We start from the raw sequence: 20,833 nt of genomic DNA on the forward strand, positions 1-20,833 counted from the left end.
TTCTCAAGGAACGGACACTTCCTTCGGACCGCCTTCCAGCGGGCCCTCCGGGCGCTTCGTTCTTTCGTGTTTCCAGCTTACCAGATGTTTTCCGCCCCGTTTACCGGAGGTTTTCGCATCTGAAATCTGGTGTTAACCGCCAAGTCGCGGCGACTCGCCCAACCATAGCGGGTCGCCCGCCGGAGTGCGAATCGAGGCGCTCCCGGTGTCACCCGGTCGGCGGCATGATTTGTTGCTCTCGCGAGCATATACAGCAATGGTCCCGATTCGCCAAGATGCCTGTAGAGTGCGGCGCATCGACTAAGAGGACTAGACCACTAAACGGTCGGTGAGCCGCCGGACGACGAGCCGGGCTGGGCGTGGGTCTTCGCCCGGGAATGTCAGCAGATGTCCGAAGTTGACATGATTTAGGCTTCAGTCGATCGTCCTGCCGCTGCTCGCGGCCGCTCGCTGTACCGCTCACTTGGGAGGCACAACCATGACCACTGTGACGTCGCCGCTGACCGGCAAGGTCGTCGGGCTCGCCGGCGTGCCCGACCCGGTGTTCTCCGGCGCGATGGTCGGCCCCGGCACCGCGATCGACCCGGAGCGCCGGCCGACCGAGGCGGTCGCTCCGGTGGACGGCGTCGTCGTCTCCATGCACCCGCACGCGTTCGTCGTGGTGGACGCCGAGGGCCACGGTGTACTGACCCACCTGGGGATCGACACCGTGCAGCTGAACGGCGAGGGCTTCGAGCTGCTGGTCAACAAGGGCGACACGGTGACCCGCGGTCAGGCCGTCATCAAGTGGGACCCGGCCGCCGTCGAGGCCGCGGGCAAGTCGCCCATCTCGCCGATCGTGGCGCTGGAAGCGAGCGCCGACTCGCTCGGCGGCCTGCGGGAGGACGGCGAGGCCGTCTCCGGCGAGGCCCTGTTCAGCTGGAACTGACCTCTTACCTTGCACACACCCGCCCCGCAGGAGTTGTCGGGGCGGCCCGGCACACAGCGGTTCCCGGCGGGGCCGCTCCTCTCAGCGGAGACAGGTGACATGAAGAAGACGCTGCGCGGCGTGGGTGTCAGCCACGGGGTCGCGATCGGCCAGGTGCGGCACATGGGGACGGCGGTGCTGGAGCCCCCGGCCACCCAGATCCCGACCGAGGACGCCCCGCGCGAGCAGGCCCGCGCCCAGGCCGCCGTCGAGGCGGTCGCCGCGGACCTGATCGCCCGCGGCAACCTGGCCGGTGGCGAGGCGCAGGCCGTCCTGGAGGCCCAGGCGCTGATGGCGCAGGACCCGGAGCTGATGGCCGACGTGTCCCGCCGGATCGCCGTCGGCAGCAGCGCCGAGCGCGGTGTGTACGACGCCTTCGCCGCCTACCGGGCGCTGCTCGCCTCCGCCGGCGACTACCTGGCCGGGCGGGTCGCCGACCTGGACGACGTCCGCAACCGCATCGTGGCCCGGCTGCTGGGCGTGCCGATGCCGGGCGTGCCGGACAGCGACGAGCCGTACGTGCTGTTCGCGCGGGACCTGGCGCCGGCCGACACCGCGCTGCTCGACCCGACGCTGGTGCTCGGCTTCGTGACCGAGGAGGGCGGGCCGACCAGCCACAGCGCCATCCTGGCGCGGGCGTTGGGCGTGCCGGCCGTGGTCGCGCTGCCCGCTGCGACGGACGTCGCCGAGGGCACCGTCGTCGCCGTGGACGGCAGCTCCGGTGACGTGCTGCTGGAGCCCTCGCAGGAGAAGCAGGACGAGCTGCGGGCGGTCGCCGCCCAGCGCAAGGCCGCGCTGGCCGCGTCCTCCGGCCCGGGGCAGACCTCGGACGGCCACCGCGTGCCGCTGCTGGCCAACGTGGGCGGCCCGGCGGACGTGCCGGCCGCGCTGGAGAACGGCGCCGAGGGCGTCGGCCTGTTCCGGACCGAGTTCCTCTTCCTGGACGACTCCGCGAAGGCGCCCACCGAGGAGAAGCAGGTCGAGGCGTACCGCAAGGTGCTGGAGGCGTTCCCGGAGGGCCGGGTCGTGGTCCGGGCGCTGGACGCGGGCGCGGACAAGCCGCTGGACTTCCTCACCCCGGCCGACGAGCCGAACCCGGCGCTGGGCGTGCGCGGTCTGCGCACCCTGCTGGAGCACCCGGAAGTGCTGCGGACGCAGCTGCGGGCGCTGGCCAGGGCCGCCGAGGGCCTGCCGGTGCACCTTGAGGTGATGGCCCCGATGGTGGCCGACCGCAAGGACGCCAAGGACTTCGCCCAGGCGTGCCGCGAGGCGGGGCTGGAGGCCAAGTTCGGCGCGATGGTGGAGATCCCGTCGGCCGCGCTGCGGGCCCGGTCGATCCTCCAGGAGGTCGAGTTCCTGTCGCTGGGGACCAACGACCTCGCGCAGTACACCTTCGCCGCCGACCGTCAGGTGGGCGCGCTGGCCCGGCTGCAGGACCCGTGGCAGCCGGCGCTGCTGGACCTGATCGCCGCGGCCGCCGAGGCGGCGCAGGCGACCGGCAAGAGCTGCGGCGTCTGCGGTGAGGCGGCCGCCGACCCGCTGCTGGCCGTGGTGCTGACCGGTCTGGGCGTCACCAGCCTCTCGATGGGCTCGGCCTCGATCCCCTACGTGCGCTCGACGCTGGCCAAGTACACGCTGGCGCAGTGCCGCCGGGCGGCCGAGGCGGCCCGGGCGACGGACAGCGCCGAGGAGGCGCGGGCCGCCGCGCAGCAGGTGCTGTCGGGCGAGTAGGACAGGCGAACAGCAGGAAGGGGGGCTCCCACCGGGTCGGTGGGAGCCCCCCTTCGGCGTGTCCGGTCAGGCTCGGGCCTGCCGATCGCGGCGGAGCTGCTCGAAGAAGCGCAGGTGGTCGATGTCGTCGACGGAGCCGGGGTTGACGGCCTGCTCCAGCGGGGTGCCGGAGAGGATCCGCTTGACCGGGACCTCGATGCGCTTGCCGGTGAGGGTGTGCGGGAGGCCGCGCACCGCGATGACCTCGTCGGGGACGTGGCGCGGGGAGAGTTGGGTGCGCAGCGAGGTGCGGATGCGGCCGATCAGCCCCTCGTCGAGCTCGGCACCGGGGGCGAGGACGACGAACAGCGGCATCCAGTAGCCGCCGTCGGGCTCCTCCAGGCCGATGACCAGGGATTCGGCGATCTCGGGGAGGCGTTCGACGACCTCGTAGATGTCCGAGGAGCCCATCCGGACGCCCTGGCGGTTGAGTGTGGAGTCGGAGCGGCCGTGGATGACGACGGTGCCGCGGGAGGTGACGGTGATCCAGTCGCCGTGGCGCCAGACGCCGGGGTACATGTCGAAGTAGCTGTCGTGGTGCCGGGTGCCCTCGGGGTCGTTCCAGAAGCCGGTGGGCATGGACGGGATGGGCTTGGTGACGACGAGTTCGCCGACGGTGTCGGTGTGCGGGTGGCCCTGGACGTCCCAGGACTCGACGGCGGCGCCGAGGCAGGGCGCCTGGATCTCGCCGAGGTGGACGGGCAGGGTGGGGACGCCGCCGACGAAGCAGGAGCAGACGTCGGTACCGCCGCTGACGGAGGCGAGCCAGACGTCCTCCTTGACCTCCTCGTAGATCCAGCGGAAGCCGTCGGGCGGGAGCGGGGAGCCGGTGGTGCCGATGCAGCGGACGGCGGAGAGGTCGAGGTCGCGGCCGGGGTGCAGCTCGGCCTTGCGGCTGGCGATCACGTAGGCGGCGGAGGTGCCGAGGACGGTGGCGCGGGTGCGGGCGGCGACCGACCAGAGCGCGCCGGTGTCGGGGTGGCCGGGGCTGCCGTCGTAGGTGACGATCGTGGCCCCGACCAGGAGGCCGGCCAGCAGGAAGTTCCACATCATCCAGCCGGTGGAGGTGTACCAGAGGAAGCGGTCCCGGGGGCCGAGGTCGAGGTGGAGGCCGGCCTGCTTGAGGTGTTCGAGCAGGATGCCGCCCTGGCTCTGGACGATGGCCTTGGGCAGGCCGGTGGTGCCGGAGGAGTAGAGCACCCAGAGCGGGTGGTCGAAGGGGACGGCCTCGTAGACCGGCTCGACGTCGTCGGCGACCAGGTCGTCCCAGTGCAGGGCGCCCTCGGGGGCGGGGGCGCCGAGCAGCGGGACGTGGACGACGGTGCGCAGGGTGGGGAGTTCGCGGCGCAGTTCGGCGACGACCTCGGTGCGGTCGTGGTCCTTGCCGCCGTAGTGGTAGCCGTCGACGGCGAAGAGGACGGCGGGTTCGATCTGCTGGAGGCGGTCCAGGACGCTGCGGGCGCCGAAGTCGGGGGCGCAGCTGGTCCAGATCGCGCCGACGGCGGCGGTGGCGAGGAGGGCGACGGCGGCCTGCGGGATGTTGGGCAGGTAGGCGCTGACGCGGTCGCCGGGGCCGATGCCCCGGGCGCGCAGGGCGGCGGCCAACGAGCCGACCTGGCGGCGCAGTTCGGACCAGGTGAGGACGGCCGGCTGTTCGGTGGTCTCGTCGAGGTGCAGGACGGCCGGGCGGTCGGCGTTGGCCGGGTCCTCGGCGGCGCGCAGGGCGTGTTCGGCGTAGTTGAGGCGGGCGCCGGGGAACCAGCGGGCGCCGGGCATGGCGGGGTCGGCGAGGACGGCCTCGGGGACCTGGGTGAAGCGGACGTCGAACCACTGGGTGATCGCGGTCCAGAAGCGGTCGAGGTCGGCGGTGGACCAGGCGTGCAGGTCGGCGTAGCGCTGGGCGGCCTGCTGGTCGTCGGCGGCCGGGGCGAGCGGGGCGGCCGGGGCGCCGTGGTGTTCGGCGGCCCAGGCCTGGAAGGCCACCAGGCTGGTGGCTGCGGCGCGAGCGGGGTTGGGGCGCCAGAGCGGCTGGTCCTGGGGTGGGGTGCTCACGGTGGTGGTCTCCCGGCCGGTGGTGGGGACGGGAGTGCTTGTGGCAGGCCCGTCCGGTTGGGCTGTCGGTGCAGACCATGCCATGCGAGCGGCCGCTGCGCCAGGGTCCGCCCGGTGGGTGCCGGGCCGGTCAGCGGCCGGAGATTCCGCCGCTGGACTCACCGCTGAACTCGCCGCCGAACCAGGAGCGGGAGACCCGGGTGTGGAAGGGGAAGGCGAGCCGGGTGTCGGGGGCGGCGAGCTGCCAGCCGTCGGTCTCGTCGGTGGGGCGCGAGGGCGGGAGTTCGGCGAGCGGACGGGCCGGGAGCAGGCCGAAGAGGCAGAGGAAGCCGCCCCTGGCGTCGGAGTCGGTGGCGACCAGGGTGATGTCGGCGGCGTCGGCCAGGATGCCGGTCTCCTCGCACAGTTCGCGCACGCACGCCTGCTGCCAGCTCTCGCCGTAGTCCACGTAGCCGCCGGGGAAGGCGAGTTGGCCGTAGCCGGGCTCGATGGTGCGGCGGATGACGACGAGGGTGGGGTCGGCGTCGGGGCGGGTGACCGGGAGGAGGGTGACCACGACGGGCAGCGGGTTGCGGTAGCTGATCTCGGCGCAGCCGGGGCAGGTGCGGGGCCAGCCGTCGGTGCCGGCCGGATAGGAGGTGCCGCAGAAGTGGCAGTGGGAGAACGGCTGGTTGACCGCGCGTGTCGGGTCGTCAGTGGTCATGGCCGGATGGTAGCCGGGTGCGCGCGGCGGCCGTCAGCGGAGTTCGCCGTCGCGGGTGGGGCGGAGCAGGGCGGGGTGCAGGAGGCTGGCGTCTCCGGCGTGGTAGGTACGGGCCCGGGGGCCGCCGCGGGCGCCGCCGCGGGCGGTGGTGGCGCCGGTGCTCTCGACGAAGCCGGGGACGGAGAGGACCTTGCGGTGGAAGTTGCCGGGGTGGAGCTTCTCGTCCCAGACGGCCTCGTAGACGGCGCGCAGGTCGGGGATGGTGAAGTCGTAGGGCAGGAAGGCGGTGGCGAGCGGGCTGTACTCGAGTTTGGCCCGGACGCGGTCGAGGCCGTCGGCGAGGATGCGCGCGTGGTCGAAGGCGAGCGTGCGGGAGGACTGGCCGGTGGGCCCGCCGACACCACCCCCGTGGGTGTCGGCGGGCGCACCGGCGGCTCGGGGTCGGCCACCGGGCCGGGTGCCCAGGTCGAGGTCGGCGACGGGGTGCCAGGTGGCGGCTGCGGCGTCCGTACCGGCCTGCGGGTCGGGCAGGTCTGGGGCGAAGGCGAGGTAGGCGACGGAGACGACGTGCATGCGCGGGTCGCGCTCGGGGGCGCCGTAGGTGCCGAGCTGTTCGAGGTGGACGCGGCAGAGCGCGGCCTCGACTTCGGAGCCGCCGAGCAGGCCGGTCTCCTCGGCGAGTTCGCGGGCGGCGGCCTCGTCCAGGCTCTCCTCTCCGGCGTGCAGGAAGCCGCCGGGCAGGGCCCAGCAGCCCTGGTAGGGCGGGGCGCCGCGCTGGACGAGCAGGACGTGCAGGCCGCTGTGGCGCAAGGTCAGGGCGACCACGTCGACGGTGACGGCGATCGGGGCGTAGGCGCGCGGGTCGTAGGCGGCGAGCCACTCCTGCTCGTCCTGCTCGCTCGCGGGCGTGGTCGGGGGCGGGGTGGACGGGTCGTCCGTTTCCATCACCGGCTCCTCTCCGCGCTCGCCGCCGTACGGGGTGCTGTCGTTCTCCGGCTGAGCACAACGTAGCGATTCCGTTCCCCGGCGGCAAATGGTTTTCCGGGTCCGCGGGGATGCCCGGCTTCTAGGCTGTGAGCAGGAACGACCGCGCCCGAGGAGGCCCCATGCCCACTGCTCCCCCGCCGGACTTCGCCGCGGCGCTGGCGGCCGGTCCGCTGGTGCTGGACGGCGGGATGTCGAACCAGCTGGCGGCGGCCGGGCACGACCTCCTCGACGAGCTGTGGTCGGCGCGGCTGCTGGCGGATGCGCCGGAGGCGGTGGTGGCGGCGCACCGGGCGTACTTCGCGGCCGGGGCCGACGTCGCCATCACGGCGAGCTACCAGGCGAGCTTCGAGGGCTTCGCCCGGCGCGGAGTGGGCCGGGCCCAGGCCGCACGGCTGCTGGCGCGCAGCGTGGAGCTGGCCCGGGAGGCGGCGCGGGCCGAGCCGGGCGGGCGGCGGCGCTGGGTCGCGGCGTCGGTGGGGCCGTACGGGGCGGTGCTGGCGGACGGTTCGGAGTACCGGGGCCGGTACGGGCTGAGCACCGCGGAGCTGGTGGCCTTCCACCGGCCGCGGCTGGAGGCGCTGGCGGCGGCCGGGCCCGACGTGCTGGCGCTGGAGACGGTGCCGGACGCGAACGAGGCGCGGGCGCTGCTGGAGCTGGTGCGCGGGCTGGGCGTGCCGGCCTGGCTGTCGTTCAGCGTGGCGGGCGGCCGGACCAGGGCGGGCCAGCCGCTGGCGGAGGCGTTCGCGCTGGCGGCCGGGGTGGACGAGGTGCTGGCGGTGGGCGTGAACTGCTGCACCCCGCAGGACGCGGACCGGGCGGTGGCGCTGGCGGCCGAGGTGACCGGCAAGCCGGTGGTGGTGTACCCGAACAGCGGGGAGGAGTGGGACGCCGCGCGCCGGGACTGGCGCGGCGAGCCGACGTTCCGCTCGGCCCGGGTGGGCGGCTGGCTGGCGGGCGGCGCACGGCTGGTGGGCGGCTGCTGCCGGGTGGGGCCGGACGGGATCGCCGCGCTGGCGGCGGAGGTCGCGGTGCGACGGGGGCGCTCGAGCGACGTCGGGGGGTGAGGGACGTCTGAGTGTGAGCAGCGCGGCGGGCGGCGGAGGTTAACGGACGGCCGAGCGCGGGTTACCGAGGGGGAAGGTGCACGGACCGGCGACGGCCTGGCAGACTCGTCCCGTTACCACTGCGGTCGACAATGTCGACCGCCTGTCAGCGCGGAGGTCCCCATGCCCGGCCCGATCCAGTCGCTCTCCCGGGCCGCCGCGATCTTGCGCCTGCTGGCCGGCGGTGAGCGCCGCCTGGGCCTGTCCGAGGTCGCGACGGCGCTGGAACTCGCCAAGGGCACCGCGCACGGCATCCTGCGCACGCTCCAGCAGGAGGGGTTCGTCGAGCAGGACCCGGAGAGCGGCAAGTACCAGCTGGGCGCCGAACTGCTGCGGCTGGGGCAGAGCTACCTGGACGTGCACGAGCTGCGGGCACGGGCGCTGGTCTGGGCGGACGACCTGGCCCGGGCGGCCGGCGAGACCGTCTACCTGGGGGTGCTGCACCAGCAGGGCGTGCTGGTCGTGCACCACGTCTTCCGGCCGGACGACACCCGGCAGGTGCTGGAGGTCGGCTCGATGCAGCCGCTGCACAGCACCGCGCTGGGCAAGGTGCTGCTGGCCTACGACCCGGTCGCACGCGGCGAGTTGGGCGACGGGCCGTACGAGTCGTACACCCTGCGGACGCTGACCGAGGCGGCCGACGTGGACGCCGAGTGCGCGCTGATCCGTGAGCGCGGTTGGACGGACTCGATCGAGGAGACCTGGGAGGGCGTGGCCTCGATCGGCGCGCTGATCCAGGACCGGCGGCGCAACCCGGTGGGCGCGGTGTGCATCAGCGGCCCGGTGGAGCGGGTCTGCGAGGACGGCTTCGTGAAGCCGTCGCTGGTGGCCTCGGTGCGCAGCGCGGCACGGGCGATCTCGCGCGATCTGGGCGCCGGGCGCTTCTGAAACCCCGGGCCGCACCGGCGGCCACATCGTCACGCTGAGGCGCGGACGGGCATCGGCCTGTCCGCGCCTTGGCGTTTTGCCCCGGTTTGGCCCGCTCCGCTGGGTAACTTCGGGGGAAGGGTCACAGCTCCGTAACCCTGCCTTGACGTGAGGGCAACCAGGGGAGGAAGCTTCCGCATAACGGTCGACATTGTCGAACGATGGCCGGGAAGATCAATCCCCCGATGCGCTCACCCGCACAACGATCGGCCGGCCGCCCCCACCCACACCTCCGGGCCATATGGACAAGGGAGTCTTTGTGTCCGCGTTCTCCAACGGCGACGTCTTCGTCGGCGAAACCCTCGGCACCGCCGCCCTGATACTTCTCGGTGGCGGCGTCTGCGCCGCCGTGACCCTCAAGAAGTCGAAGGCCCTCAACGCCGGCTGGCTGGCGATCACCTTCGGCTGGGGCTTCGCGGTCCTGATCGCCGCCTACATCTCGGCTCCGAAGTCCGGCGCCCACCTCAACCCGGCCGTCACCATCGCGCTCGCCATCAAGAGCGGCGACTGGAACCAGGTGCCGCTCTACCTCGGCTCCCAGTTCCTCGGCGCGATGATCGGCGCCGTGCTGGTCTGGCTCACCTACCTCGGCCAGTTCCAGGCCAACGAGGAGCCCACCCTCGGCATCTTCTCGACCGGGCCCGAGATCCGGAACCCGATCCAGAACGTCGTCACCGAGGTCATCGGCACCTTCATCCTCTGCATGGCGATCCTCACCCTCGGCAAGAACGACGGTCTGGCCGCCGGCGGCCTCAGCACCCTGATCGTGGCCCTCACGGTCGTCGGCATCGGCCTCTCGCTGGGCGGCCCCACCGGCTACGCGATCAACCCGGTCCGCGACCTCGGCCCGCGCATCGTGCACTCGCTGCTGCCCATCCCGAACAAGGGCGGCTCCGACTGGTCGTACGCCTGGGTTCCGGTCGTCGGCCCGCTGATCGGCGGCGCGCTGGCCGGCGGTCTGTACAACGCGATGTTCTAAAGGGCCGGGTTCGAACCCGCCGAGCACGGGGACCGACCACTACGTCGGGCCCACCCACCCCGAACCCCCGAATCCTGAGCCGAGGACCCTCTGATGACCTCCACTGGCAACTACATCGCCGCGATCGACCAGGGCACCACCTCCAGCCGCTGCATCATCTTCGGCGCCGACGGCCGGATCGTCGCCGTCGACCAGCAGGAGCACCGGCAGATCTTCCCCCAGCCCGGCTACGTCGAGCACGACGCCGCCGAGATCTGGACCCGGGTGCAGTCGGTCGTCCGCGGCGCGCTGGAGAAGGCCGGCCTGACCAAGGACGACATCCGCGCGATCGGCATCACCAACCAGCGCGAGACCACCGTCCTGTGGGACAAGAACACCGGCGAGCCGGTCCACAACGCGCTGGTGTGGCAGGACACCCGCACCGAGGGCCTCTGCCGCGAGCTCGGCCGCAACGTCGGCCAGGACCGCTTCCGCCGCGAGACCGGCCTCCCGCTCGCCAGCTACTTCGCCGGCCCGAAGATCCGCTGGCTGCTGGACAACGTCGAAGGCCTGCGCGAGCGCGCCGAGGCCGGCGACATCCTGTTCGGCACCATGGACACCTGGGTGATCTGGAACCTCACCGGTGGTGTCAACGGCGGCAAGCACGTCACCGACGTCACCAACGCCAGCCGCACCATGCTGATGAACCTGCACACCCTGCAGTGGGACGACAAGATCGCCGAGTCGATCGGCGTGCCGATGGCCGTCCTGCCGGAGATCCGCTCCTCCGCCGAGGTCTACGGCGAGGCCGTCGGCGACCTGGCCGGCGTCCCGGTCGCCTCCGCGCTCGGCGACCAGCAGGCCGCGCTGTTCGGCCAGACCTGCTTCGACGAGGGCGAGGCCAAGTCCACCTACGGCACCGGCACCTTCCTGCTGCTCAACACCGGCGAGAAGATCGTCAACTCGTACCACGGCCTGCTGACCACCGTCGGCTACCGGATCGGCGACCAGGCCCCGGTCTACGCCCTGGAAGGCTCGATCGCCGTCACCGGCTCGCTCGTCCAGTGGCTGCGCGACCAGCTCGGCATCATCTCCACCGCCGCCGAGATCGAGACCCTCGCCAACACCGTCGAGGACAACGGCGGCGCCTACTTCGTCCCGGCCTTCTCCGGCCTGTTCGCCCCGTACTGGCGCTCCGACGCCCGCGGTGTGATCGCCGGCCTGACCCGGTACGTCACCAAGGGCCACCTGGCCCGGGCCGTCCTGGAGGCCACCGCATGGCAGACCCGCGAGGTCGTCGACGCCATGCAGAAGGACTCCGGCGTCGAGCTCACCGCCCTCAAGGTCGACGGCGGCATGACCAGCAACAACCTGCTCATGCAGAACATCGCCGACGTCCTGGACGTCCCGGTCGAGCGCCCGTACGTGGCCGAGACCACCGCCCTCGGCGCCGCCTACGCAGCCGGACTCGCCGTCGGCTTCTGGACCGACCTCGACACGCTGCGGGCCAACTGGCACCGCGCCGCCGAATGGACCCCGCGCATGGACGAGGCCACCCGGGAGCGCGAGTACAAGAAGTGGCTCAAGGCCGTGGAGCGCACCATGGGGTGGGTGGAGGAAGAAGAGACCGACTGACCGACAAGCCGGTCGGGGCCCCGGGCCCCGACCGGCCGCCCGCTGTTCCGGCAGCGGGTGTCGCCGCGTTTCACCGGCCCGCCGCACCGGGCCGACCGGCCTCTCAGCAGAGGCCGCACCGCACACGAGAGGAGTAACGGCGCCGCCTGACCCGCGCGCCGTACACAACCACCATGGCAACCATCCCGACCCTGGGCGCCGAGCGCACCGCCGGCCGCACCGCCTCCCGCGCCGAGACCCGTGAGCTGCTCGGCAAGGCCACCTACGACCTGCTGGTGATCGGGGGCGGCATCCTCGGCACGGCCGTCGCCTGGACCGCCTCCCAGGCCGGACTCAAGGTCGCCATGGTCGACGGCGGCGACTTCGCCGGCGCCACCTCCAGCGCCTCCTCCAAGCTCGTCCACGGCGGTCTGCGCTACCTGCAGACCGGCGCGGTCAAGCTCGTCGCCGAGAACCACAAGGAGCGCCGCGCGCTCGCCACCGACGTCGCGCCGCACCTGGTCAACCCGCTGACCTTCTTCGTGCCGGTCTACAAGGGCGGCCCGCACAGCGCGCCCAAGCTCGGCGCCGGCGTCTTCCTGTACTCCGCGCTGTCCGCCTTCCGCGACGGCATGGGCCGGGTCTCCACCGCCGCGCACGCCGCCCAGCAGGTGCCCGCGCTGCGCACCGAGGGCCTGCGCTCGGTGGCCGTCTACGGCGACCACCAGATGAACGACTCGCGCGTCGCCGTGATGACCGTGCGCGCCGCCGTCGACGCCGGCGCCGTGGTGCTCAACCACGCCGAGGTCACCGGCCTGCGCTTCACCGGCGGCCGGGTCACCGGCGCCGAGCTGCGCGACCGCCTGGACGGCACCGAGTTCGGCATCGACGCCCGCCTGGTGCTCAACGCCACCGGCCCGTGGGTGGACCACCTGCGCAAGATGGAGGACGCCGGCGCCGCGCCGTCGATCCGCCTCTCCAAGGGCGCCCACGTGGTGGTCAAGCGCCGGGCGCCGTGGCGCGCCGCGCTGACCATCCCGATCGACAAGTACCGCGTCTCCTTCGCCATCCCGTGGGAGGACCACGTCCTGCTCGGCACCACCGACGAGGAGTACACCGGCGACCCGAAGGACGTCCGGGCCACCGAGGCGGACATCGACCAGATCATGGGCGAGGCCGCGCACGCCATCCGCGACGAGCACCTCGACCGCGACCTGATCACCTACTCCTTCGCCGGCCTGCGGGTGCTGCCCGGCGGCCCGGGCGACACCGCCGCCGCCAAGCGCGAGACGGTCGTCACCGAGGGCAAGGGCGGCATGCTGTCGGTCGCCGGCGGCAAGTGGACCACCTACCGTCACATCGGCCGCACCGTGCTGGAGAAGCTGGCGCACGTGCCCGGCACCAGCCTCGGCGAGGACATGTCCCCGATCGCGGCGACCGTTCCGCTGCCGGGCGTCGGCGCGCCGAACGCCGTCGCGCACCGGCTGCTGATCGACCGCGACCCGGGCTCCCGGATGGAGCCGCTGGTGGCCAAGCACCTGGCCAGCCACTACGGCACGCTGTCCTTCGAGATCGCCCGCATGATCGACGAGAACCCGGAGCTGGGCCGGCCGATCCACGAGGACGGCCCGGACGTCTGGGCGCAGGTCGCCTACGCGGCCGACAGCGAGTGGGCGTACACGGCGGACGACGTGCTGCGGCGCCGCACCACGATGACCGTGCGCGGGCTGGACACGCCGGAGATCCGGGACGAGGTCGAGGCCTTCCTCGCGAAGCGCGGAACGAAGTAGGCACAGCCTCGCGAAGCGCGGAACGAAGTAGGCACAGCCAGCTAGGCGCAGCCTCGGGGAGGGGGGGGGAACGGGGGGTTTTGGTGGTTTTCCCCCTCTCCCCGGTTTTCCCTCCGGGGGGGTTTTTTTTTTTTTTTGGCCCCCTCCTCGAGAAGCGAGAAAGGAAGGAGGCACATCCTGGAGAGGCGCGAAACGAAGTAGACACAGCCAGCGGGGCGAACCCCCGAGAGGGGGGGGCACCTGGGTTTTCCGGGTGCCCGCCCTTCGCGCATGATTCTCCCTGATGATGATCTTGTCTGGTTTTCGGACCGCCCGCCGCGCCGCAGGTCTGCCTGCGGCGGGCCTCGCGGTCGCGCTGCTCACCGGGTGCTCCGGCGGGGCCTCGGAGGCCGAGCTGGCGTACAAGGCCGACTACGCCGCCCATCCGCACCTGCGGGTGACGGGGTACCCGTCCACCGGCACGCTCGGCGTGGTCCAGCAGCTGGTGTGGCGGCTCGCCGAAGGGGCCGAGGGGCGGCTGGCGGAGCTCGGCACCTCGGACGGCGGGGACGGCGGGGACAGCGGGGACGCTTCGGCGGCCTGGGTCCGCGAGTACGGACGGGGCGCCCAGGGGGCCGTCACGGCCGACTTCCAGGACGACCCTGCCGAGCGGCAGACCGTGGTGCTGACCTTCCACGACACCGGGCAGGTGAAGGAGCTGGTGCTCCGGCCCGGCGGCCGCGACGGCGGCGACGGTTGGCGGGTCGTGCTGCGTTAGCTGTCGGGGCCGCTGGGCGGAGCCCCGGCTGTCGGGGCCGCTGGGCTGAGCCCCGGCCGTCGGGCACGCCCGAGGGGCGGCACCCGTGCGGTACGGGTGCCGCCCCTCGGCGGATGTCGGCGGCGCCAGGCGCTGTCCGGCCTAGATGATCAGGCTGAGCGGCATGATCAGGGCGATGGCGACGACCGAGATCACCGTCTCCATCACCGACCAGGACTTCAGCGTCTGTCCGACGCTCATCCCGAAGTACTCCTTCACCAGCCAGAAGCCGGCGTCGTTGACGTGCGACAGGAAGAGCGAGCCGGCGCCGATCGCCAGGACCAGCAGGGCCGCGTGGGTGGAGGACATGTCGGCGGCGAGCGGGGCGACGATCCCGGCGGCGGTGATGGTGGCGACCGTCGCCGAGCCGGTGGCCAGGCGGATCAGCACCGCGATCAGCCAGCCGAGCAGCAGCGCCGAGATGTGCCACTTGCCGGACCACTCGCTCACCGCGTTGCCGACGCCCACGTCGATCAGGGTCTGCTTGAAGCCACCGCCGGCGCCGACGATGAACACGATGCCGGCGATCGGGCCGAGCGACTTGCCGACGGTGTCGGAGATCCGCGCCTTGTCGAAGCCGGCCGCCTTGCCGAGGGTCAGCATGCCGAGCAGGGTCGCGGCGAGCAGCGCGATCAGCGGCGAGCCGATGAAGTCGAACACCCGCTGGCCCAACGCCTTCGGGTTGTCGATCACCACGTCGGTCAGGGCCTTGCCGAGCATCAGCACGACCGGCAGCAGGATGGTCGCCAGCACCGCGCCGAAGGACGGGGTGTGCTCGGGCTTGGCGCTCTCCTCGGGGGCGGTGGCCTTCGGGATCTCCAGCGGGCCGACCCAGCGCTCGGCCAGCCGGGAGAACAGCGGGCCGGCCACGATCAGGGTGGGCACGGCGATCAGCAGGCCGAGCGCCAGGGTGATGCCGAGGTCCGCCTTCAGGGCGTCGACGGCGACCAGCGGGCCGGGGTGCGGGGGCACCAGGCCGTGCAGCACGGACAGGCCGGCCAGCGCGGGGATGCCGATCCGCATCAGCGGCACGTTGCCGCGGCGGGCGACCAGCAGCACGATCGGGATCAGCAGGACGACGCCGACCTCGAAGAACAGCGGCAGGCCGAGGACGGCGGCGATCAGCGCCATCGCCCAGGGCAGCGCCTTGTTGCCCGACCGGGCCAGCACGGTGTCCGCGATGATGTTGGCGCCGCCGGAGTCGGCGAGCAGCTTGCCGAGCATCGCGCCCAGCCCGATCAGCAGGCCGACGCCGGCCACGGTGGAGCCGAAGCCCGTGGAGAAGCTGTTGAGCAGCTTGTCGAACGGGGCGCCCGCGACGGCGGCCAGCAGGCCGGAGCCGAGCGTGAGGGCGAGGAAGGGATGCAGCTTCAGTTTGGTGATCAGTAGGACGATCACACCGATGCTGAGCAGGACCGCGATCAGCAGCTGGGAGTCGCTGCTGGTGTGCGGCAGGGCCGGTGGGGCGGCCGCGAGCAGAGTGGGGGACATACTCACGCGAGGTCTCCATTGACCGGCCGCAGCAGCGCCACGGCCATCTCGACGAGTTCTTCGGGGGACGGACCGACGTCCAGGACGGCGCCGCGCTCGTGCGCGCCCAGGGGTTCCAGGGCGGCGTACTGGGAGTCGAGCAGCGACGGCGGCATGAAATGGCCGGTGCGGTGGGCGAGCCGGTCCTCGACCAGCTCGTGACCGCCGCTGAGGTGCAGGAAGTAGGCACCCGGGCAGGCCGCGCGCAGGGTGTCGCGGTAGTGGTGCTTCAGCGCCGAACAGGTGACCACGCCGCCGGTGCCGTCCTCGGCCCGCTCCTTGAGCCAGGCGCCGAGGGCGCGCAGCCAGGGCGCGCGGTCCTCGTCGTCCAGCGGGATGCCGGCCGACATCTTGGCGATGTTGGCCGCCGGGTGGAAGTCGTCCGCCTCCGCGTAGGGGAGGTCGAGTCGTTCGGCCAGCAGGCGGGCCAGGGTGGTCTTGCCGACACCGGAGACGCCCATCACCACGATGGTGAGAGGGCCCGCCGGTGTCACTGCCGGGAGGTCGTGGTTCTCGACGCTGAGAGCCATGGGTGGTGCTCCTTCGTTGCCTGGCCGCCACTATCGCCTCAAAGATATGACGTATTCAAGTGGTGGAAACCAAATCGTCATACTTTTGAGCTGTGGGGTAGATCGCAGGGCGCGGGACCCGGTACGCGCCGGTGGTGGCGGCGGGGTGGGCGTCTACGCTGGGCGGATGGAGATCCAGGGGCTGCCCGGTCGGCTGCTTGACGAGCTCGGGCCCGCGATCGCGTCGGGGGAGATTCCCGAGGGTGCGGTGCTGCGCGGCGAGGAACTGGAGGAGCGGTTCGGGGTGTCCCGGACGGTCGTCCGGGAGGCGGTGCGGATCCTGGAGGGGATGCGCCTGGTGGCGTCCCGGCGGCGGGTCGGGATCACCGTGCAGCCCAGGTCGCTCTGGGACGTCTTCGACCCGCTGGTGATCCGCTGGCGGCTGGCCGGCGCGGACCGCTCGGCCCAGCTGCGCTCGCTCGGCTCGCTGCGGGTGGCCGTCGAACCGGCCGCGGCCGCGCTCGCCGCGGTACACGCGAGCGACGACGACCGGCGCCAACTCGGCTCACTGGCCGTGGAGTTGACCGTCTCGGCGCGGGCCGCCGACCTCACCACCTTCCTCCGGCACGACATCGAATTCCACGCCACCGTACTGCGCGCCTCCGGCAACGAGATGTTCGCCCACCTCGGCGACACCGTGGGGGCGGTGCTCACCGGGCGGACCGAGTACCATCTGATGCCCCATCAGCCGGAGCCGTACGCGATCCGGCTGCACCGCGAAGTCGCCGACGCGATCTGCGCGGGGGACGCCGTCCAGGCCGAGCAGGCCATGCGGACGATCGTGGCGGGCGCCCTGGAGGAGCTCAACCAGCAGTTGGGCTGACCTCCCCCGGCGGCGGGCCGCCCGCTGCCGGCTGCCCGGATCACGCGCTTTGACGGCAGTTCGGTGGATTCGGACGCATAGTCCTGGTTCGGCGGGGCAGAGTGAGGCAAGGGGGCGCGTTTCGCGTGCGCCCGTCCCGCGTCCGCCGCCGAGTCCGCGCCTGGGGGTCGATCGATGTCCGTGCCACGCCGCCGTCGCCGCCTGCCCGACGAGGTGCGCGCCGCCGCCGTCCGGGCGGTGCTCTGCCTGTCCTTCACCCTGGTCGGCGTGGTCGTCGCCACGCTCGCCTCGTACGCGGACAGTTGGCTGATGACGCCGGCGCTGATGGCGATGGGGCTCGGGGTGTTCGGCACGATGTGGTGCCTGCTGGAGATCCTGATCTCGCGCCAGGTCGCCGCCCAGCGGCAGCGCGCGCCCGGCTCCGCGCACCCGATGGCGGGCAGCCGGGCGCCCGACCCGCTGGCCGCCCGGCCGCTCCCCCGCCCCGGCGGGCCGCAGCGCCAGCCGCGACTGCCGGCCGCGTAGGACACCTGCGGCCGACGCTGCGGATCAGTCCTCCGGGACGGCCCGGTAGTGGGTGGTGAGCCGGCCCGTGTCGTCCAGGACGTGGAAGGCGAGCATCGGCGGCTGGGTGAAGGAGATGCCGGGCCCGCCCTCGCAGGGCAGCGTGACGGTGGAGACCACACCCGGGGCGACCAGCAGGGGCAGTCCGGCGAAGGTGGTGGCGGCGCCGGTGTGGGAGTGGCCGCAGAGCAGGCCGGCCACCCGGGGGTGCCGGGCCAGCACCGCGCCCAGCGCCTCCTCGCCGAACTGGCGGATCGGGTCGACGTTCGGCAGGTGCAGGACGGCCGGCGGGTGGTGGAAGGCCACCAGCGCGGGCCGGTCGGCGCGGCCGGCCGCCAGTTCGGCGTCCAGCCAGGCCAGCGTCTCCTCGTCCAGCAGGCCGTCGTCGCGGCCGGGGATCGAGGAGTCCAGCATCAGCACGTCGGCACCGGGCAGTCGGTGCAACCGGTTGACCGGGCCGTCCGCGGGGGCCTCGCCGAGCAGCACCTCCCGGTAGGGCGCCCGGCGGTCGTGGTTGCCGGGGCAAATGAGCACCGGGTACCGGGAGTCCAGCACCTTGGCCACCTGCTCGTACTCGGCGGGCAGGCCGTGGTCGGCGAGGTCCCCGGTGACGAGCACCGCGTCCAGCGGGCCGGGCAGGGCGTCGAGGTACGCCATCACCTGCCCGGCCCGCCGCCGGGCGCGCCTGCCGCCGTCCCGGCGGTGCTCCTGCCCGAGGTGGATGTCACTGAAGTGCGCGATCGTCAGCATGCACGCCACGCTAGTCAGTTGAGGACTGCGCCGGAACCTCGGCCGGACGCTTGAACATCCGGGTGGCGGTGATCTCGCCGTGGATGGCCGGGCCGTCCGGGTCCTGCGGGGCGGGCAGACCGGGGCGCAGGTGCTCCTCGACCGAGATGTACTTGAGGCCCGCCCGCAGGTCGGCGTCGTTGCGCAGCCGGATGACCAGCGGGAACTCGGCGAGCGCGGTGGTGTCGAACAGGCCGGTGGTGTAAATCAGTTGGACGCCGAGCGCATCGGCCACGGCCCGCTGGAGCTCCAGCAGGTAGGTGGCGTTCGCGCGGCCGATCGGGTTGTCCAGGAACAGCGTGCCGGCGTGCCGCAGCTGGGACTGGCCGCGGTCGTTGGCGCGCAGCGCGGCCATCGTGCAGTACAGCGCGATGGCGGCGGTGAGCAGCTGGCCGCCGGAGAAGACGTCGGACATCTGGCCGACGCCGACCCGCTCGGCGCGCAGCACCGCGTCCGGCTTGAGGATCTCGACGCTGACGCCCTTCGGGCCCATCGCGGCGGCGACCCCGCGCAGCAGCAGGGACATGCCGTCGCGGCGCAGGTCGCTGTTCTTGCGGACGGCGGCGCGGGTGGCCTCGTCGATGACCTCGCCCAGGCGCTCGACCAGGGTGGCGTGGTCCGGGTCCTCGAAGCGGATCCGCAGGAACTCCTGGCCGGACCACTCCCCCAGGCCCTCGGGCAGCCGGGAGAGCCGCTGGGCGGCGCGCAGGGTGGTGAGCGAGGACTCGACCAGGCCGCGCAGGCGGTCGACGATCGAGCCGCGGTTGCGCTCCAGCTGGGCGAGTTCGTCGGTCAGCACGCGCAGCCGGGGCGCGAAGGCGGCGGCCCAGGCGGCGGCGTGCTCGGGCAGCGCGGCGGCGGGCAGTTCGCGGATCTGCTGGCGGGCGGGGGTGCGGACGGCCTCGTAGCGGGCGGCGTTGGCGTGCCGGACGAGGGCGTCGGAGGCGTCGCGGACGGCGAGTTCGGCGGAGGACAGCTCGCCGGCGGCGGTGCGCAGGGCACGGCGGGCCTCGGCGGCGGTGCCGCGCGCCTCCGGCAGTGAGCCGAGGTAGGGCTCGGCGGACTGGCCGTCGTCCTCCTGCTGCTCGCGCAGGCCGTCGCGCAGCTGGCCGGCGAGTTCGTCGAAGTCGGCGGCGGCCGACTGGGCGGCGTCGAAGGTGCGTTGCAGGTCGGCGTGCGCGGTGCGGGCGGCGTCCAGGGCCTCCCGGCGTTCGGCGAGCCGGCTGGTGGCGGTGCGCAGCAGGACCTGGGCGTGCTCGGGGTCGGCGGGGACGAGGTCCTCGGGCAGTTCGGTGTGCGCCTCGCCGTCGGCGGGGGCGGAGCGCTCGGCCTCGCCTCGCAGACGCCCGAGCTGCTCGCTGGCGGCGGCGGAGCGGGCCTCGATGGTGGCGACCAGGTCCTCGGCGCGGGCGGCCGCGGCCTGGCGGGCCGGGCCGTCGGCGCCGTCGGGGCTGCCGAGGAGTTCCTCGGCGCGGGTGCGGACCTTGTTGGTGAGGCGGTCGAGTTCGGTCGCGGCGGCGGCCTCGTCGCCCTCGGCGCGGGCCTGCTCGGCGCGCAGGTCGGCGCCGACGCCGACCTTCTCGTACAGCTGGGAGGCGGCGCGGTAGGCCTCGCGCAGGGCGGGCAGTGCGGCGGGGGCGGTCTCGGCGGGCTCGTCGGCCTGCTCGGCGGCGGGGATCTCGGCGCGTTCGGCGCGCACGGTACGGGCGGTGCGGCGGGCGTCGTCGGCGGCGCGCTGGGCGGCGCGGCGGTCCTCGTCGCAGGTGCGGGCGCGTTCGGCGCAGACGGCCTGGCGGCGGTCGCACTCGGCGGCGTCCTCGGCGAGTTCGCGCTGGCGGCGGGCCCAGTTGGCGCGCTCGCGCAGCCGGAAGGCGAGGCCGGAGAGGGCGTCGGCGCGGCGGCGGGCGCGCTGGGCGGCCTCGCGGTGCTCCTCGTGGGCGGCGGCCGCGGCGGCGTGGTCGGTCTCGGCCTCGTCGTGGTCGGCGCGCAGGGTGGCCAGGGCGGCGGCGGCCTGCTCGGCGTGCTCGCGGGCGGCCTCGGCGGCGGTGGCGAGTTCGGCGAGGGTGCCGGGCGGGCAGCTGGCGTGCCAGGAGGCGAGGCGGGCGGCGAGGGCGCGGTCGGCACCGAGGCGGGCGGCGAGTTCGCGGATGTGCTCCTCGCGGGCGCCCGCCCGGGCGCGCAGTTCGCGGCGCTCGTCGTCGGCGGCGGACTCGTCGTGCATGGCCGGGTTCGGCGGCACCAGGAAGAACGCGGGCTGGTCGGTGATCGGGGCGATCAGGGAGGCGGCGGCGCCGACGGCGACGGTGGAGCGGGGCAGCAGGGCGGCGGCCTGCAGGGCCTCGCGGGCCCGCTCCAGCGAGGCCGGGTCGGTGACGACGACGCCGTCGACGAGTTCGGGGCGGGCGGCGAGGATCGCCTCGTGGTCGGCCGGGTCGACGGACTGGGCGAGGTAGCGCCAGCCCGGCAGGGCGGGGATGCCGTGCTCGGCGAGGTACTCGACGGTGGCCAGGACGTCCGGGCCGGGCGGCAGCAGTCCGCCGTCGCCGAGGGCGGCGAGGATGCGGGAGTCGTCGGCGGCGGCGGTGCGCAGGTCGAACAGGGTGCGTTCGGCGGTGGCGATGGACTCGTCGAGGAGTTCGCGCAGGTACTCGGCGTTGCGGTCGAGGACGGCGGGGGTGAGGAAGCCGGCGTCCTCCTCGGCCCCTGACCCGTCTTCGCTCCAGTCGGTGGGCGCGGGAGTCAGGGAGAGCAGGTCGGAGAGGCGCTGCTCGGTGGCGAGCAGGGCGGCGGTGCGCTGCTCGGCGGCGAGCGCCCGGGCGGCGGCCGTGCGGGCGTCGCCGGCGCGTTCGGCGGCGAGTTCGGCGCGGCCGGTGGCGGCGGCGGCCTCGCGC

General features: G+C 73.5%; 16 protein-coding genes and 1 pseudogene. 10 read left to right on the forward strand and 7 right to left on the reverse strand.

The features are described 5' to 3' along the window. The first annotated feature begins 478 nt into the window (after positions 1-478). Both ACFVX9_RS38070 and ptsP read left to right on the forward strand, forming a co-directional pair. Positions 479-928 (forward strand): PTS glucose transporter subunit IIA, encoded by a 450-nt coding sequence (locus ACFVX9_RS38070; protein WP_380380396.1) that lies wholly within the window; start codon positions 479-481, stop codon positions 926-928. A gap of 99 nt (positions 929-1,027) precedes the next feature. Then, positions 1,028-2,698, forward strand: a complete 1,671-nt coding sequence (gene ptsP / locus ACFVX9_RS38075; protein ID WP_063350197.1) for a phosphoenolpyruvate--protein phosphotransferase — start codon at positions 1,028-1,030, stop codon at positions 2,696-2,698. A 66-nt stretch (positions 2,699-2,764) separates the two neighbouring features. Here ptsP and ACFVX9_RS38080 read toward each other — a convergent pair whose 3' ends face one another. The 3 genes from ACFVX9_RS38080 to ACFVX9_RS38090 are packed head-to-tail and all read right to left on the reverse strand — an operon-like array spanning position 2,765 to position 6,437. Further along, positions 2,765-4,873: an acetoacetate--CoA ligase gene (locus tag ACFVX9_RS38080; RefSeq protein ID WP_387986674.1), complete on the reverse strand. Its 2,109-nt coding sequence runs from the start codon at positions 4,871-4,873 to the stop codon at positions 2,765-2,767. A gap of 46 nt (positions 4,874-4,919) precedes the next feature. After that, a complete protein-coding gene (locus ACFVX9_RS38085) occupies positions 4,920-5,492 on the reverse strand; it encodes an NUDIX domain-containing protein (RefSeq protein ID WP_387986677.1) in 573 nt (190 codons plus the stop codon). Positions 5,493-5,525: 33 nt separating this feature from the next. Further along, positions 5,526-6,437 carry an NUDIX domain-containing protein gene (locus ACFVX9_RS38090; RefSeq protein WP_387986680.1) on the reverse strand — a complete coding sequence of 304 codons (912 nt, stop codon included), beginning with the start codon at positions 6,435-6,437 and terminating at the stop codon, positions 5,526-5,528. A gap of 161 nt (positions 6,438-6,598) precedes the next feature. On the opposite strand from ACFVX9_RS38090, the gene mmuM reads away from it, so the two are divergent. From mmuM to ACFVX9_RS38120, 6 genes are all read left to right on the forward strand, one after another. After that, entirely contained in the window at positions 6,599-7,543 is a 945-nt protein-coding gene (mmuM, locus tag ACFVX9_RS38095) for a homocysteine S-methyltransferase (RefSeq protein ID WP_387986683.1), read from the forward strand. 162 nt (positions 7,544-7,705) lie between these two features. Beyond that, complete coding sequence (locus ACFVX9_RS38100; protein WP_063350192.1) at positions 7,706-8,470, forward strand: IclR family transcriptional regulator; 765 nt, start codon at positions 7,706-7,708, stop codon at positions 8,468-8,470. A 280-nt stretch (positions 8,471-8,750) separates the two neighbouring features. Beyond that, entirely contained in the window at positions 8,751-9,488 is a 738-nt protein-coding gene (locus ACFVX9_RS38105) for an MIP/aquaporin family protein (RefSeq protein WP_063350191.1), read from the forward strand. 93 nt (positions 9,489-9,581) lie between these two features. Further along, entirely contained in the window at positions 9,582-11,102 is a 1,521-nt protein-coding gene (glpK, locus tag ACFVX9_RS38110; protein WP_363377288.1) for a glycerol kinase GlpK, read from the forward strand. A gap of 173 nt (positions 11,103-11,275) precedes the next feature. Further along, entirely contained in the window at positions 11,276-12,871 is a 1,596-nt protein-coding gene (locus tag ACFVX9_RS38115) for a glycerol-3-phosphate dehydrogenase/oxidase (protein WP_063350189.1), read from the forward strand. A 283-nt stretch (positions 12,872-13,154) separates the two neighbouring features. Continuing rightward, on the forward strand, positions 13,155-13,628 hold the full coding sequence (locus tag ACFVX9_RS38120) for a hypothetical protein (RefSeq protein ID WP_387986687.1): 474 nt from the start codon (positions 13,155-13,157) through the stop codon (positions 13,626-13,628). Between the two features lie 141 nt (positions 13,629-13,769). Here ACFVX9_RS38120 and ACFVX9_RS38125 read toward each other — a convergent pair whose 3' ends face one another. Together ACFVX9_RS38125 and ACFVX9_RS38130 are read right to left on the reverse strand one after the other, a co-directional pair. After that, positions 13,770-15,158: a gluconate:H+ symporter gene (locus ACFVX9_RS38125; RefSeq protein WP_380378590.1), complete on the reverse strand. Its 1,389-nt coding sequence runs from the start codon at positions 15,156-15,158 to the stop codon at positions 13,770-13,772. 2 nt (positions 15,159-15,160) lie between these two features. Beyond that, positions 15,161-15,727 carry a gluconokinase gene (locus ACFVX9_RS38130; RefSeq protein WP_380484573.1) on the reverse strand — a complete coding sequence of 189 codons (567 nt, stop codon included), beginning with the start codon at positions 15,725-15,727 and terminating at the stop codon, positions 15,161-15,163. Between the two features lie 166 nt (positions 15,728-15,893). Here ACFVX9_RS38130 and ACFVX9_RS38135 point away from each other — a divergent pair, with 166 nt between their 5' ends. After that, positions 15,894-16,589 (forward strand): FadR/GntR family transcriptional regulator, encoded by a 696-nt coding sequence (locus tag ACFVX9_RS38135; RefSeq protein ID WP_380338311.1) that lies wholly within the window; start codon positions 15,894-15,896, stop codon positions 16,587-16,589. Between the two features lie 174 nt (positions 16,590-16,763). Then, positions 16,764-17,114 (forward strand): hypothetical protein, encoded by a 351-nt coding sequence (locus ACFVX9_RS38140; RefSeq protein ID WP_350884255.1) that lies wholly within the window; start codon positions 16,764-16,766, stop codon positions 17,112-17,114. A 24-nt stretch (positions 17,115-17,138) separates the two neighbouring features. On the opposite strand, the gene ACFVX9_RS38145 is transcribed toward ACFVX9_RS38140, so the two are convergent. Both ACFVX9_RS38145 and ACFVX9_RS38150 read right to left on the reverse strand, forming a co-directional pair. Further along, the gene (locus ACFVX9_RS38145) at positions 17,139-17,903 is read right to left on the reverse strand and encodes a metallophosphoesterase (RefSeq protein ID WP_387986691.1); all 765 of its coding nucleotides are present in this window, start codon (positions 17,901-17,903) and stop codon (positions 17,139-17,141) included. Positions 17,904-17,913: 10 nt separating this feature from the next. Further along, positions 17,914-20,833: pseudogene (locus ACFVX9_RS38150) on the reverse strand (hypothetical protein); the annotation flags it as partial.

The organism is Kitasatospora sp. NPDC058243, assembly GCF_042882025.1.
Taxonomy (GTDB): domain Bacteria; phylum Actinomycetota; class Actinomycetes; order Streptomycetales; family Streptomycetaceae; genus Kitasatospora.